Genomic DNA, 15342 nt, shown 5'->3' with positions numbered 1-15342 from the left:
CAAGGAGCAACCGTGCCCCTGCGAAGAACCGTGCCCGCAGCCAGCCCTTTGGCGGTCACTCCAGGTACCTGGAGCGTCACGGCGGGCTTCGCTTCGGTTCTCACACCGTCTCCGCGGCTGAGGAGAGCACCGGCGGCCACAACAGTTCCCGTTGCGCTCCCGAGGAGTCGGGAAAACCACCCGGTCACGGCGATCCACCGCCTCCGGCGCCCCAGTGCGCACGCGCCCCTCCGGTCCTGCCGGCGGACCAGGAGACCGCCCACCGGGAACACGCTCTGCCGCTGTGTGGCAGAGGAGGCGACAGCCCCGCCTCCATCGCCGTGCACGCCCGCAGTGAAGCCCCCGGCCTACCGCCGCGCAGCGGTGGTCCCGGCCGGACCGAACGTGGCGGTGGCCTGCGGACCACAGCCCGCCACGGGCCCCACGGCCGCTCCTCCCAACGGAGCGACGGGGTCACGGTGGGCTGCCGGCGCGGACTGATCCACACGGCCGAGGCGAACCCTCCCACTCGCCCGGACCTCCTCCCCTCCCCCTATCCCTTCGAGGTGATCTCATGAATCTGGACCAATTCCGTGAACCGGTCCTCGCCCTGTTCCGCATGGTCGTGGGACTGATGTTCCTGCTCCACGGCGTGGCCTCCCTGTTCGGGGTACTCGGCGGCAACCGGGGCACCGGCCAGGCCATCGAACTCGCCACCTGGCCCGGCTGGTGGGCCGCACTCATCCAACTCGTCTGCGGCGCCCTCGTCCTCATCGGCCTGTTCACCCGGACCAACGCCACCCTCGCCTCCGGCTCCATGGCCTACGCCTACTTCTTCGTCCACCAACCCCAGGCACTGCTGCCCCTCAACAACGGCGGCGAACTCGCCGCGATGTACAGTTGGGCCTTCCTCCTCATCGCCGTCCTCGGCCCCGGCGCCTGGGCACTGGACCAGTTCACCCGACGCACCCGCACCACCTCCGCGGCGCAGCCTCTGACGTCGAAGGCACCGTCCACGGGATGAGGACCGTCGACGCCGTGACCAACGGCGCCGACCGAGAACACCGCGGCCCCGGAACGCCCCCCATCGTCCCGGGGCCGCTCCGTCTGCCGCAGAGTCCCACGCCGTGACCGCCCTCGTGCGGCACCGGACCGCCACGCAGGCCCGGTCACGGCATCCGGTCGACGTGGCCTGCCGCGTTCTGGGCCAACGCTCCGGCCACCACCCCGACGACCTTGACGAGAGTGGGGTGTTACCAGCGGTTCTGACCCCGACATCGTCAGGATCAGCACTCACTGAGGTTTGAGCGCCGGGCTCTGCGGTGGAAGCGGGTTCCTTCCGGGGAGCCGGGGAAGAGCGAAACATTCCGCCCGAGTCTCCGGGGAGAGCATCCGCGCCTGCGCAGACGGATCGCCTGGAAGAACACCGGTCGCCCCGGGGCCGGTCTGCCCGTGGTGCGGGTTGGTCTTGTGCGCGCGGGAAGGCAGGGCCCGCGTCCACCGCACAGCCAACGCCCGCCGCGAACCCGGTCAACAAACCTCGCTGAGGTGTGACGGTCGCCTTCGCGACGGGCACCGGCCCCGTGCGGAGAAGACAGGTCGGCCGATCGGCCCAGGGGTGTTCCAGCCCAGCCCCCGCGATGGGACACCACCGGCTGCCAGTGTCCGGTCGAGGCGCCCCCTGGCGCCGAGCCCGGACACGGCGCCACCCTCCCGCGCCCTCGGAGACAGTCCCGCACCACAGGACGCTACCCCCTGGGGTGGCCGGTGTTCTTTCGGCTGATCCGCCCGCAGGGCGCGCCCGGACTCGGCGCCCGGGGCGCCTCGACCAGTCGCCGCCAACCCGTGGTGGCCCGCCCCGAACGGCCGGGGTGGAATGCCCCACCCGCCCCCGAGTTCTCCGCGAAAACCCCCGCGCCCACCGCAGAACCGAACCCCCACACCTCAGTCAGTCAGCGTGCCGGGGGCGCCTGCGGTCCGCTGTGGAGCGGCTGCTGCCGCTGGGGAGCCACGGGGGTGCCGCAGGAGGGGTCGGAGGCAGAGGCACGGGAACACGGGGAGACGGCCGCACGGCCACCGCGCCGATCATGAAGGCCACCGAGAGCAGCCCGTATCCGGTGGGTGCGTCGTAGGCCGTTCTCTTCTGGTAGCGGTCCTGTATTCCGTGCTCGGCATCGGTGGTGCATTCCCACGCGGTCTCGCCCTGCCGGAACGAGTCCGCCCACATTCCTCCCCGAACACCGGCGAAGGCGAGGAAGGCGCAGATCAGTCCCGCGCGGACAAAACCGGTGCGCAGTACGTTGCCCATGATTCTCGAAACGTTTTCCATGGCAGAGGACACCAGTCCCTCCCACTTCGGGGAAAACGCGGGAGTCATGACGTCTCAGAACTTCACCCCAGGCCGCGGAAGAGGTTGTCCCGTTACCTCATCCTGCCGTCGGCCGGTGAAGCATCCCCCGTCCCACCTCGGAGGGATCGCAACTCCCCGGAAGAGGAACCGAAGTCGGCCACCAATCCCTAAAGTAAGACACCCAATCATCCCATGACGCTCCTCGCCAGCAGGAATTCCCGGATCTCGAAAAGAAGTGCGACACCGGTGTTAGAGTCTGTCGCAGGCTCTCGAGAAAACCCCACCGCATCTGCGGGCGCGCGTTGAAAGGTGCCGTATGACAGGGAGACTCCCCCTACTGAAATACGTGAACCCAAGCGGCTTCGGCCTTGTGTTCCTCTGCTTCCTTCTCCCTTTCCTCACGGTGTCCTGCTCAGGCGGAGGCGTGTCCTACGAGGTGACCTACTCCGGGTTCGACCTGGCATTCGGTGGAGAACCAAGCGTTCAGGCACCCACCGGTGAAGAGTTCTCAGAACAGGATCTCGACGAAATGCGCTCTGGGGTCCTGGTCCTGGCGGTGTTCTCCGTATTCGCGGTTCTGGGCGGCGGTATCGCGAGCGCGGTCATGAACTTCCGCGGCTCCGGCGCGCTGTGGGGCAGAGTCACCGCTCTGGGCTGCGCGCTCCTGGCCCTGCTCACCCTCGTCGGAAACCAGGTGGCCGTGCACGAGGAAGTGACGCGGAGCCTGGAGACCGAGGGAGACGTACTCTACGGGATCATGTCCGAAATGATCAGCACCCGTGACGAGATCGGTTTCTGGCTGGCCCTCTTCCTGCTGCTCGGAATCGCCGCCTTCAACACCGCCGGACTGCTCGTCCAAAGGAGCGCCCCCTCCTCCGGAGCGGCGCCGTTCCCCGGAGCGGCGCCTCCGCCTCCCAGGGAACCGCTCCCCTCCCACCGGGAGCCACCGAGGCCACAACCTCCCCTCCCGCCGCACCCCCGCCCCCAACACCCCGTCCCGCCCCCTCCGCCGCCGCCCCAGCCCCGCCCGGCCCCACCGCCGGAGCGGCATCCGTGACCCGACGGCCGAGCCGGTCAGCGGCACCGGCCGCATCCCCCCGAACCACGACGGAGACGGCGGGGCCCGGAGCTTTCCGACCTCCGGGCCCCGCCGTCTCCGTCCACGTGGCACGGACGGTGCTACTCCGCCCCGCGCCCCCGCGGATGCAGGTACCTCATCAGCTCGTCGAGTCTGGACCAGGCTTCGGGGTCGGTGCCGTCCCCGAAGCGGTACCACACCGTCGGGGAGTTCACCGGACCGAGGACCTTCCCCGGGGTGGGAGCGGCAAGAGCACGCTCCCGACCGACGTGGGTCACGCCCTCGGCGCCGATCGCCATCCCCACCGGCACGGGCAGGCCCGACCAGCGCGGCGCGTAGGTGAGGTCGGCGCGCCCGGCGAGCCGATGCACCGTCATGGTCTGCAGAATCCGCTGGTCAGCGAAGTGCTGCGCGAGTTCCGCGACCCGGTCGAGGGCGGGCTCCTCGTCCTCGGCGTAGCCCACCGCGAAGGTGATGATCTCCTTCACCCCCTCCATCACCCGTGTCACCCGCTGCGTGCCGACAAAACGCCGCGCCTCCCCGCCGGGTCCGGCAAACACCGACCAGGTCGGTCTGGGCGAACGGCGTCGACACTCCTCGGTCAGCGCGGAGCGGTTCCACTCGGACAGGGCGGGCTCACTGAACCCCCACGCGACCGGTCCGGCTCCACCGAGAGTCCGCGCGAGGGCCTCGACCGCACCGCCGAGGGTCAGGAGCTCGGACGCCGGGTGCCGCACCCGGAGGTCGATGAGCAGCTGGCAGCCCGGCGCGCGGTCGTCCCCGGCGAACTCGGCCACCGGACCGACCGCGGAGCCCTCGGCGGGGGCGGGAACGAACCCCGCCTCGCCGTTCCAGGACAGCGGGATGCCGGAGAAGCCGTCATAGTGACCGCCGGAGGCGTTCTCCACCACCCAGCGGGCCTTCGGGTTGTTCAGCAGGCCGCGCAGCGGGAACGTGATCCTGGAGTCCGCCGGAGTGAGGACCTGCAGGCCCCGGCCTGCCTTCCCGCACGCGGAGAGGGCGTCGGTCAACCAGGAGGACAGCGGCACCACCGGACGGTCCTGCACCACCACCCACGTCTTCTCGGTCGCGACGGCGACCGCCGGGTGGCGTTCGGCGTCCTGACCGATGTGGTCGCGCAGCCGTGGCCGGGAGGACCAGACCGTGCCGCCGAGCCGCTCGGACATCTCGTCCGCGAACCGGTGGGCGATGGCCGTGGACCGCTCGTCGGCGTCCACCGCCCTGGCCTCCACCCACCAGCAGGGATCGGGAATCCGCCGTGCGGTCTCGGCTCCCAGCAGCCGTTCGACCTCGTCGGGGACGTCGACGCGCTGCGCGGCCTCCAGGCCGACCAGGGGACGCCCCCGGTCGTCGCAGAGTTGGATCACGGCTCCCTCACCGGCGCCCCTGACCCGCAGTTCCCGTCCCGCCTCCGCCATTCCCCTGACCAGGGAGCGCAGATCCGGCGCCTGCGCGACCAGTGCCACCACGTCGTATGTCAACGCTTCTCCTCCGTCAGCGTTCCAGCAGTCCGGTCTGGATGAGGCGGGGAGGTTCCCCGCGTCGGATCCAGCGTCCCCGCCCAGGAGGCTGCGCGTTGGCGTACACCCTGGGGAAGAGCTGTCCTTCGCTGCGGTCGCCGGACATGAGCACCGCGCCGGTGCCGGTCTCCCGCATGGCCTGGACGAGCGGGTCGTACAGCCCGCGGCTGGCGCCCGCGACCCTGCGGGCCACCACGAAGTGCAGTCCGATGTCGCGACCGTTGGCGACGAAGGGGACGAAGGGGGTCAGGGGTTTCTGTCCCGCCGTGGTCAACAGGTCGTAGTCGTCCACGAGGACGATGATGCGGGGACCGTCCGGGCCGCCGTTCTCCAGTCTGTCGGGGTCGGCGTCGTCGGGCATGCGGCCCTCCAACTCCTTGGCGACCCCGCCGGAGAGTCCCGCGCACACCCGCGGGTTGCTGGCGTAACCGCCGAGGTAGGGCTCGGGGATCACGTTGCGCAGCGTCCGCCGCGGATCCATGACCGCGAACACGATCTCGCCGGGGGCGTGGCGAGCCATCAGCCCCTCGGCGACCAGCCTGAGCAGGTTCGTCTTGCCGCACTCCCCGTCGCCCAGCACCAGCAGGTTCTGGTCGCGGTCGAACAGGTCGAGCAGCACGGGCTCGAACCTGCGTTCGTCCACACCGATCGGCACCAGGGGGCTCTCCTCGGGGCCGGGCAGGGTCTGGGCGGGCAACCGGTACGGCAGCACCCGCACCGGCGGTGCGGTGGCCCCCCGCCAGGCTCCGCTGATCGCCCGGCACGTCTTGGCCACCACCTCGCCCAACTCCTCGTCGCTGGGCAGCGAGTCGATGCGCGGCAGGGCGATCTGGCCGAAGAGCTTGCTGTCGGTGAGCGCCCGGCCGGGCGTCTCGGCGCTGATCGTCTCGGCGAGTTTGCGGTTGATCGACGAGTCCGACGGATCGTTGAGCCGCAACTCCACCTTCTGACCGAAGTTGGCCTGCATGGCGATGCGCACGTCGTTCCAGCGCAGCATCGCCGCCACCACGTGGATGCCGTATCCGCTGCCGCGCTGCAGCAGGTCGGAGACCATGTCGTCGATCTCCTCGAAGTCGCTGCGGATCGCGCCGAATCCGTCGACGCACAGCACGACGTCGGCGCACGGCAGTTCGGGAACCTCTCCTCTGGCGTGCATCCGCCGCAACTGCTGGATGGAGTCGATGCCGCGTTCGCGGAAGACCTCCTGGCGCTGCTCCAGCATGTCCCGGACCTCTTCGACCGTGCGGCGGACCCGCTCGGCGTCGGTCCGGACCGCGACCCCGCCGACGTGGGGCAGGTCGGACAGCGCCTGGAGGCCGCCGCCGACCAGGTCGAGCGCGTAGATCGCCACCTGGCCGGGCGTGTGGGTCAGCGCGGTGGACAGGATGAGGGTGCGCAGCAGCGTCGTCTTACCGGTCTGCGGGCCGCCGATGACCGCCAGGTGGCCGCCGGAGGCGGTCAGGTCGATGTTCCACAGCCCCTGCCACTGCTTCGCGGGGTCGTCGAGCAGCCCGACCGGGACCCGCAGCGTCCCGTTCCCCGCCGGAAGCCGCATCGCGTCCCCGGTGATCTGCACCGGGCCGGTGACGAGGTCGAGGGTGGTCTTCGACGGCATGGGCGGCAGCCAGATGCCGCGGGTCGGCTCGCCGTGCCGGGCCAGTTGCCCGACCATCACGTCCAGCAGCGTCGGTCCGGAGGAGCGTTCCGGCATCGGCTCGTCGTCGGACGCCGTCGCCGGGGTCTCCCGGTCGGCGTCGCCGACGTTGTAGGCGGGGTATCCGCGCACCGGCAGGGGCCCCCTGCGGTCGCTCTCCTCCTCCGCGACCGGTCCACGGTAGGGGCCCGAGACGTAACCGGCCTTGAACCGCTGGTAGACGCTGGTGTCGACCTTCAGGTAACCGAAGCCGGGCAGTGCCGGCAGGTGGAAGGCGTCGGGGGTGTTGAGGACGGTGCGGCTCTCCTCCTCGGAGAAGGTGCGCAGCCCGAGCCGGTAGGACAGGTAGGTGTCCAGTCCGCGCAGCTTGCCGCCCTCGATCCGCTGACTGGACAGCAGCAGGTGCACGCCGATGCTCCGACCGATCCGGCCGATCGACAGGAACAGTTCGATGAAGTCGGGGCGTGCCGTCAGCAACTCCCCGAACTCGTCGATGATCACCAGCAGGTGCGGCAGCGGCGGCAGCCCCGGGTCCCGGCTGCGCCTGTGGGTGTAGTCGCCGATGTTGGCCACGTTGCCCGCGTCCCGCAGCACCTGCTGGCGGCGCTGCACCTCACCGGACAGGCTGGCGTGGACCCGTTCGATCAGCGCGGCGTCGTCCTCCAGGTTGGTGATGACCCCCGCGACGTGCGGCAGTTTCTCGAACGGAGCGAACGTGGCGCCGCCCTTGTAGTCGACCAGGACCATGCTGACGCGCTCGGGAGGGTGCGCCGCGGCGAGCGCGACGACCAGGGTGCGCAGCATCTCGCTCTTGCCGGAACCGGTGGCGCCCACACACAGCCCGTGCGGCCCCATGCCGAGCTGCGCGGCCTCCTTGAGATCGAGGATGACGGGCTGTCCCATGTCGTCGACCCCGATGGGCACGCGCAGGAACGCGCGTTCGCTGCGTGGGGCCCACAGCCGGTCCACCTCCATGTTCCCCGGGTCGGGAACTCCCATCAGGGTGGTGAAGTCGACGCTTCCGCCCTCCGCCGCCGTCTCCTCGATCGACTCGGCGGACAGCCGCAGGGGGGCGAGCATCCGCGCCAGTCCGTCGAGAGTCGCCGCGGGAACGTCGTCGACGGTCCCGGCCAGCCTCACGGGCTCGGTGGCGCGCAGGTCCTCCACGCGCACCTGGTCGCCGGAGACGGTCAGGCGGATACTGACGTCCCCGGGCTCCTCCACCTGGTCGGCGACCAGGTGGAGGACCGTGGCGCCGAGGGCGGCCGGGGACACCGCCTCGTCGGGGCGCACCAGTTCATGGGCGACCCCGCCGTGGGTGTCGTGCACCACCAGCAGGCGGCGCATCATCCGGTAGGCCTCGCGCTTGCCCATGCCGCGGCGCACCTCGGCGGCGAAGTCGGTGCGGGAACGGAGTTCGTCGGCGAGCAGTGATCCCAGCTTCGCCGGGGTGGGGGCGATGAGCCGCGCGCCGACCCCGCCGTCGCGCCGCTGGGGGTCGAGAACCTGCGGCAGCCACTTCAGCCAGGCCCAGTCGTCGGCCCGGTCCTCGCCGTGCATCACCGCCAGCGCCGCGTCCTCGGGGGCGTGGAACACGCTGAAGTGGGCGATCAGCGCGCGCATGAGGCGCAGCACGTCCTCGCGTTCCCCGACCACGCTGACGTTGCCGACCATGTCGAGCGGGACGGTGAGCGGCATGTCGGGCAGCGTGGTGAAGCGCCGGATCGCGGCCTGGGCCTCCGACAGCATGAAGGGGTCGGTGGGCGCCAGCGCGGTGCCGCGTTCGGCGAGCCGCAGCGGCTGCCCCGGCATGCGTCCGATGCCGATCCGGACGCGGAGGAAGTCGTCGTCCCTGCGGCGGCGCTCCCACAGGCGCGTGGGGTCGCGCACGATGTCGTACAGCGCCTCGGGGGGAGGGTCGAGCAGCCGGGCGTGGGTGTGGATCTCCCGCTCCTGACCGCCGAGCTCCTCCCGCAACTCCTCCAGGTACTCCAGGTACCGCTCCCGTTGGGTGCGGCGCTGCCGGGCCGCCTGGCCGCGGCGGGAGAAGATCATGACCGCGCCGCCGAGCAGCGCGATGACGAGCACCACCGCGCCCAGCGCCATGAACGCCGGGTTGCGCAGCACCATCATGATGGTCAGCGAGGCCATCATGCCGACCATGGGCAGCAGGCTCATCAGCGGATTGCCCTGCGCGTTGCCCTCGGGCAGGGTGGGCGGCGCCTCGACGTCGCGCGTCTCCCGACGCGGGGGCGGATAGACCGTCCGTGCTGGCCGATGCACGATGCGGGTGGTCACCAGCACTCCTCTCGAAATGGACGGCTCGGTGGTTCCGAAGCCTGACCGGCAGGCGCCACACGTACTGTATATAAGGCGATCCGGACCGTGTCTTCTGAATTCGTCCGGCTGTGGAAAACGCGGGCGGCCGCTTTCGGAACCGTGCGTCCACGCCTTTTCCGCACCGTTCCTCCGGGGCGGAACCGGTCGGGAGACGTGGACGGCACACGGCGGACGCGACGCTCACCACTGCTTTGGGAGGCGCGTCGCTCCGGGGTCCCGGTCACGGAGCCTCCGGTCGGCGCTCCAAGGTCAACGCTCCTCGTCGAGGTTGGAGAGTCGGGTTCCGTGGCGGGTACGGTTGTGCCGCCACTCCTGGCGGGGCCGGGGTATTCCACATCGCCCCCTGCGGTGGCCCGCCACCGGCTGCCAGTGGCCGGTCGAGACGCCCCGGCGCCGAGTCCGGACGCGGCCCGCCCACCCGCACTCCTGATGGCGATCCCGCACCACGGGGCACCACTCCTGGGGTGACCGGTGTTCTTTCGGCTGATCCGTCCGTGGGGCGCGCCTGGACTCAGCGCCGGGGGCGCCTCGACCAGTCGCTGCCAGCCCGTGGTGGGCCGCTCCGGATGGTTAGGGTGGAATGCCTCACTGTATCCGGGATCTCCGCGGAGACCCCGTGCCCACCGCAGAACCGAACACTCAAACCTCAATCGGCCTCCTGCCGCATGGAACAGGTGATCCTCTCCCAGTCCTCCGGAGCCCCCTCAAGAACTTTCATTCCGGTCTGCGTGAGGATCTGCTGCTGTCTCGCTTAGATGGCCATGTCTTAGCTTCTTCGAGAGACCCGGGGTAGGTTTCGTCCTTCACCAGGTCTCCCTCGTCATCCCACTCACGCAGGGCCACGATGAACCCTTTCTCGTTGAACTCCCTCTCACTGACCAGATTTCCCTTCGGACCCCATTCCTTCCAGAGCCCGACCGCTCCGGCCCCATAGGAGGTCATCCCCTCAGCCCGCAGGGTTCCGTCTGGAAACCACTCTTTGGCCGGGCCGTCCTCGTAGCCACTCAGATAAGTCGTCAAAGCGACCATTTTCCCATCGGGGTTGTACTCCACCGCCTCACCGGTGAATGGCTCCCCCTCATACATGGCCCTGTCGTAGTCGAAGTCAAGGTCTTCCTCGTCGACCCTGATCACTTCTGGTTCCCCAGCCGGATCCGCCCCGGCCGGAACCGTCCGGTCTCCGCTCTGTCGCGGCTTCCTCGGCGGGGGGTGCTCGGTCAACGCTTCTCAGCCCATTCGTCCAGTACGTCGTACGCCTCGTGGTAGAGCCGCCGCTCCCGCTCCTCCCGGCTCATCTCCTGCCGCTTGGGCGCCCGCCACCACCAGTGCGTCTCCGGAACCCAACCGGGGATGTCCTCTTCTGCGACAGGAGGAGCCTCGTCCGAAACGGTCTCGATCGTCTCGTCGATCTCCCCGAGTTCCTCCAACTCCTCCCGGATGCCCGCACTGGAGGGGCGTTCCCACGCGACACACTCCTCCTTCAGCACCTCCAGGCCCGTACGCATCCAGCAGGCACTCTCGAAGCCGTCGAGACGGCCACGTTGCGCGTAGAGGGAACACTGGTGGAGGTACATCCGCAGACCGGTGAGGTTGGGTTCACGGCCCAGCAGATCGGTGAGGCGGTCCTTGAACTCCCGCAGCTCCCCGTCTTGCGGAGGTGACTCCCGGAGCAGGCGTCCCAGATCGGACATCCATTCCATCGCCCCCTCCGCTTTGGAGGCACCCGCACCGGACACCCCGCCCTCAAGAAGCAGGAGAATGTTCCGCATCACTTCCGCTGCCGATTTCTCCCGCTCGGTCAACTCGCCCTTTTCGCCGCGGGCGTCCGCACGCCCTCCACCTCGGGGTGTCCGGACGTCAGGGCTGGTCGGCCCGTCCATCGGCCTCCTCCCGCAACTTCTCCCGCAGCCAGTCGGGGATGTTCGCCTCCTCGCGCGGGAAGTACCGAAGGTCCATCGTGAAGCCCCGGGAGGTGGGAAACGTGATGCCCGGATCCTCGTCGTAGTCGAAGTCGACGTTGAACTTTCCGGGCCGGCTGATCACGTACCGCATGGAGAACCAGGTGCCCTTGCCCTCCTGGTACATTCCCGCCCGGAGTTCGTCCGTCAGGGAGAGCACCTCCGGAGGAAAAGGCTCCCTGCGGCTCGTCCCGTCCGGGAACTCGACGACCACCTCCGCGCTGGAATGGTCGATGACGGACTGTATGGAGTAGGTGATCCTCTCCCAGTTCTCCGGAACCTCCTCGAGGATTCTCATCCCGATCTGCGTGAGGATCTCCTGCTGCTCGGGAGGGCTCAGATGCCCTCGCTGAAAGCGGGAAACCGCCATTGGTCCTCCTCATCGTCTGTATCTCCGTCTGGTCCCGTGGAGTCAGTTGTCCACGGCGTCCAACTGTTCCCGGTCCATGTGAGTAAAGGGCTCGGAGCTGAGGTATTCGTCCTTGCTCCATTTTGGTATTGCCGTGGTTCCGACCTCCACGTACCCTGTACCTTCCATGCTGAACGAGTTCCCGCGCTCGTACATGAGCAGCAGCGGTTCGAACGGATCCGGCAGGTCGGGGATCTGGATCTCGGCATCCCGCAGGGCTTCGAAGTGCAGTGCCCAGGAACACGTGCGGACGACCATGGGGAAAACCAGGGTGGGGAGGCTTTCCTGCATCTCTTCCACGATCTTCTGGTCGGCTCGTACGTCGAAGTCGATCCGCCGGGCGAAGTCGTCGAAGGGCCACAGCGAACCGGTCTCCTCAGACCACCGGGCAGAGCGACGCAGGTACTCCCGCATGAGGTTCACCTGAGAGGGCCGGTATCCCGGTCTCTCGGTCCAGTCGATGTTCCGTATCCGCTCGGCGAGACGTTCGACCAGTCCGCCCGTCACCGGAATCCCTCCCCGCTCACAGGGCACCCGGGTAGGTCTCGTCCCTGGTCGGGCTTCCGTCCCCGTCCCACTCCCGCCAAGTGCCCGCGGCCCCCAGGCCGTAGACACACGTTCCCCCGACTCTCAGGGGCCGTCCGGGAACCACTCCCATTGCGACCGTCCTCGCAGCCGTTCCGGTAGGTCGTCAGTGCGACGGCCGCCCCATCGGGATTGTGTTCCACGGCTTCCCCTTCTGCGGCGGGAGGAGCCTCGTCCGCAAGAACACCGCAAACCCCAGACCCGGTCCCCAGGGGCGCGGGACCGACTTCAAAGGCACAGGAAGGCGGGCCGTATCCGCCGCGGCCCCGACACCCAGACCTCGATCAGGACCTTCCACGGATCGTTCCGAACGCCTCCCGCAGCAGAACACCCCATCCTCTGCTGTCTGAAGGAAGTTCCACGCGGACAACCTCGCGGTCGGGGCCACTGGAAGAAGCGGACTCGGTGTCCCGCCGGAAGTGCCACGGGGTGACCGTCACCCCTCCGCTTCCGACCGCGACCAGGAAGCTGGCTGCCTGGTCAGTGAACTCCTCGACCGACTTTCCGACTGCTGTGGCGATCACCCCGAGGGGGTCGTCCACTCCTCTGTCCAGTTCCCCTCTCGACAGGTAGTCCACGACCGCCCCTGCCACACTTCCGACAAATTCGGGATCCTCCAGAGAGGACCTGACCTCGATGATCGGGGACAGTGTGGTTCCGCTGCCGTTTCCCTCCAGAGGTTCGAAAATCACCAGGTTCCCAACCGTGCGGACCCTGAAGAACGAATTCACGGCCGTCGGGAGGCGTTCTCCGGAGAAGCGCTGGGTCGGGCGGACGGAAAGCACCGACTCCGTCTTCAGTGATTCGTCAGTGACAGGCACTGGAGGAACGAGGTCCCGCACTCCGGTCTCGGGAGAGAACTCCGCAGCGACCTTCTCCGCGTCCTGCACCGCGTAGGCCATCGGAACGTTGGGGGCGACGAGCCTTTCGAACAACTTCCGCCCGATGCCCTGCCCCGGTCCGGGAGTCTCGGTCTCCGTACGGCGACTGAAGTCCACGGATATCTCGTACCTGCAGGATTCGAGGACCGTACCAGAGAACATCTCCTCGCCCTCGCCTCTCTCGTCCAGCAGTTCTTCGATGGCCACCTCGGCAGCACCGGAAACCCCGGCGAGAGCTTCGAGATCGACGAAGAAACGCGCCTCCTCGAAGCCCATCATGAACGCGGGAGAGCGGAAAGCCCTGGCAGTTTCCACAGAAATCTGAGCCAGCCCGGGAAAATCCTGGACATAGAAGTCCACAGATCCACCCATCTTCCGCCCTCCCACTTCCTGAGCGCGTTTCCGTCCTTGTAGAAGGGCCCTGTCCCTGTGGGTCAGTCAACGCTCCGGTGGCCCGTTCACCGGTCCATCGCGTCCAGTTCGGCCAGGACCATGGGCGCGCGCGGCTCGTCCGTGAGGTGCTCGCTGCGGCTGCCTCTGGGAAAGCTCAGGAAGTCCACCTCGATGAAGCCCGTCCCGTCCAGGGTGAACCCGTTGCCGCGCTCGTACATCAGCAGCAGCGGCTCGAACGGATCCGGCAGGTCGGGCAGTTCCGTCCCCGACCGTCTCAGCTCCGCGAAGTGCAGCGCCCACACGCACGTGTGTCGCACCGTGGGATAGATCCAGTCGGGCAGCTCCGCCTCCAACCGGTCCACTGTCGCCCGGTCCGCCCGGACGGTCGGGTCCACCGCCGCCGCGATGTCGAAGAACGGCCAGCCCTCCGCGTCGAGGTGCTTGGACCAGAGCGCCGACCGGCGCAGGTACTCCCGCATCAGCGCCGCCTGGGAACGCCGCTGGTCGTACCTTCCGGTCCAGTCCACCGCAAGCAGGCGATCCACCACAGCCTCGACCGGATCACTCATCAACGCACTCCTCACGCGGGCGTCCACTGTCTTCTTGCCGGAGGCCCGCAGGTAGGCCGTTCCCGTGCCGAGCAGCCACCGTACAGGCGGCCCCTTCTCCCTCCGGCGGGCCGGATCAGGTGCGGTCCCGCCTTTTCGCCGCGGGCGCCCGCTCCCCTTCCGCGTCGGAGTGTCCAGCCCTCAGGGCTGGTCGGCCCCCTCCCGCAGCTTCTCCCGCAGCCAGTCGGGGATGTTCTCGTCATCACGGGGAAAATTCTGAAGGTCGAGCACATAGCTCGAAGCCGACGGAGGGAACCCGAACTCCGGTTCGTCATCGTAATTGTAGTCGACTCGGTATTTCCCGGAACGCTGGATCGTGTAGCGGGCCGAATACCATGTGCCCTTGCCCGGAAGGTACATTCCCTCTCGGAGCCTCCGCATTCCAACAGAAGCGGATTGGGGAGGAGCGACACGCTGCCTCCTCCCGTTCGACCGCAGTACAGTAAGGTCCACTGCGGCCATGTCGGCCAGGGAACTGTACTCGAAGACTATCTCCTCCCACTCACCGGGGACAGAGTTGAGCAGATTTCCGCCGATTTCGCGGATTACCATTTCCTGTTCGATCGGATTCATGGGAGCCTGCTGGGACATTTCAATTCCTCTCGATACTGAACTTGGAACTCTCCGTCCGGAGAGACCCCACGGAACCCCTGAACCGCCTCTCGACCCGAATATTACTTACGGGGTAGTACCCTACCCGTAAACACGGGAACGGCGAATGGAGGAAACGATGGTGAATAGCCTGGTCAGCACCCCCGGTCCGGAGGAGGTGGCCGCGAGACTGCGCGCGGCGGCGGCCTCCGCCCCGAAAGGGAGCGTGGCCCTGCTGCCCGGACTGACCGACGAAGAACTGGACTCCTGGGAGGCACCGGTTCCCGAGGAGATCCGGATCCTGCTGCGCAGAACCAGCGGCCTGCGGATCACGAGCGGAGTCCGAGAAAAACACTTCGGACCGGCCCACCCCGTGAACAGCGCACCGGAGGACCCCAACCACCTCTGCTCGGGAGATCCCGGAACCTTCCGCGTCGTCCACGTCGACGACGGAACCGGAGACACCTACTACGTGGACGTCGACCCCGCCACGGGAGCGTGGGGACGCGTCTTCTCCTTCCACGTGGAGGTGATCTCCGAGGTCGTGGCGCCCAGCCTGCTCCACTGGCTGGAGGATCTGTCCGACTACGTGTCGCGGGCGTCGTCCGAGACCGCGAAAGGCTACTTCACCAGCTTCCGGGAGGCTTTCAACGCCTGGTTCTTCGGCGACTTCTCCGAGGCGGGCCCCGGCTACCCCCACCAGGACCCGGCGGTCCTGGCACGACAGAGGGAACCCGTCGACGTGGACCCCCTGGACGTCCCCACCGCCCGCGCCCTGCCCGACCCCGACCTCGCCGCGGTCGCCCGGCATCTCCCGGACAAAGCCCTGCTCGCCGACCTGCGCGACGTCCCGGCACCGGCCTGGATCCCCTTCGAGGACCACCCCGACTGGTACCCGCCCGCGGCACGCTACCGCCGCTTCCACGGCAGCGACTTCCTCGCCGCGATCCCATGGCCGGAATAGGCCCCGAGCAG

Annotated in this window: 13 protein-coding genes; 3 read left to right on the top strand and 10 right to left on the bottom strand. The window is 68.5% G+C overall.

Features of this window, described 5'->3' with window-relative positions; translation table 11 throughout:
* The first annotated feature begins 553 nt into the window (after nt 1–553).
* On the top strand, nt 554–1003 hold the full coding sequence (locus NI17_RS20710) for a DoxX family protein (protein ID WP_068692679.1): 450 nt from the start codon (nt 554–556) through the stop codon (nt 1001–1003).
* Between the two features lie 924 nt (nt 1004–1927).
* Here the strand turns inward: NI17_RS20710 and NI17_RS20705 are convergent.
* Nucleotides 1928–2287, bottom strand: a complete 360-nt coding sequence (locus NI17_RS20705; protein ID WP_068692678.1) for a hypothetical protein — start codon at nt 2285–2287, stop codon at nt 1928–1930.
* Between the two features lie 571 nt (nt 2288–2858).
* Between NI17_RS20705 and NI17_RS20700 the strand changes: the two genes are divergently transcribed.
* Nucleotides 2859–3386 carry a hypothetical protein gene (locus NI17_RS20700; protein ID WP_147416946.1) on the top strand — a complete coding sequence of 176 codons (528 nt, stop codon included), beginning with the start codon at nt 2859–2861 and terminating at the stop codon, nt 3384–3386.
* Between the two features lie 122 nt (nt 3387–3508).
* Here NI17_RS20700 and NI17_RS20695 read toward each other — a convergent pair whose 3' ends face one another.
* From NI17_RS20695 to NI17_RS20655, 9 genes are all read right to left on the bottom strand, one after another.
* Nucleotides 3509–4909 carry a DUF6177 family protein gene (locus NI17_RS20695; protein ID WP_068692676.1) on the bottom strand — a complete coding sequence of 467 codons (1401 nt, stop codon included), beginning with the start codon at nt 4907–4909 and terminating at the stop codon, nt 3509–3511.
* Nucleotides 4910–4922: 13 nt separating this feature from the next.
* Nucleotides 4923–8900: a type VII secretion protein EccCa gene (eccCa, locus tag NI17_RS20690; protein ID WP_119267990.1), complete on the bottom strand. Its 3978-nt coding sequence runs from the start codon at nt 8898–8900 to the stop codon at nt 4923–4925.
* A gap of 756 nt (nt 8901–9656) precedes the next feature.
* A complete protein-coding gene (locus tag NI17_RS20685; RefSeq protein ID WP_068692675.1) occupies nt 9657–10076 on the bottom strand; it encodes a toxin-antitoxin system YwqK family antitoxin in 420 nt (139 codons plus the stop codon).
* An 83-nt stretch (nt 10077–10159) separates the two neighbouring features.
* Nucleotides 10160–10642, bottom strand: coding sequence for a hypothetical protein (locus NI17_RS20680; RefSeq protein WP_147416947.1), 483 nt, complete (start codon nt 10640–10642; stop codon nt 10160–10162).
* Nucleotides 10643–10799: 157 nt separating this feature from the next.
* Entirely contained in the window at nt 10800–11270 is a 471-nt protein-coding gene (locus NI17_RS20675; protein ID WP_068692673.1) for an immunity protein YezG family protein, read from the bottom strand.
* Nucleotides 11271–11312: 42 nt separating this feature from the next.
* Nucleotides 11313–11816 carry a hypothetical protein gene (locus NI17_RS20670; protein WP_084012722.1) on the bottom strand — a complete coding sequence of 168 codons (504 nt, stop codon included), beginning with the start codon at nt 11814–11816 and terminating at the stop codon, nt 11313–11315.
* Nucleotides 11817–12178: 362 nt separating this feature from the next.
* The gene (locus tag NI17_RS20665) at nt 12179–13135 is read right to left on the bottom strand and encodes a hypothetical protein (protein ID WP_068692672.1); all 957 of its coding nucleotides are present in this window, start codon (nt 13133–13135) and stop codon (nt 12179–12181) included.
* Between the two features lie 98 nt (nt 13136–13233).
* The gene (locus NI17_RS20660) at nt 13234–13737 is read right to left on the bottom strand and encodes a hypothetical protein (RefSeq protein ID WP_068692671.1); all 504 of its coding nucleotides are present in this window, start codon (nt 13735–13737) and stop codon (nt 13234–13236) included.
* 180 nt (nt 13738–13917) lie between these two features.
* Nucleotides 13918–14367, bottom strand: coding sequence for an antitoxin YezG family protein (locus tag NI17_RS20655; protein ID WP_068692670.1), 450 nt, complete (start codon nt 14365–14367; stop codon nt 13918–13920).
* 139 nt (nt 14368–14506) lie between these two features.
* On the opposite strand from NI17_RS20655, the gene NI17_RS20650 reads away from it, so the two are divergent.
* Nucleotides 14507–15331, top strand: a complete 825-nt coding sequence (locus tag NI17_RS20650) for an SMI1/KNR4 family protein (RefSeq protein ID WP_068692669.1) — start codon at nt 14507–14509, stop codon at nt 15329–15331.
* Nucleotides 15332–15342 lie beyond the last annotated feature (11 nt).

Source organism: Thermobifida halotolerans (assembly GCF_003574835.2).
In the GTDB taxonomy this organism is placed as follows: Bacteria; Actinomycetota; Actinomycetes; order Streptosporangiales; family Streptosporangiaceae; genus Thermobifida; species Thermobifida halotolerans.
Note: the sequence above shows the minus strand (reverse complement) of the source record. Positions and strands in the feature narration are given on the sequence as shown.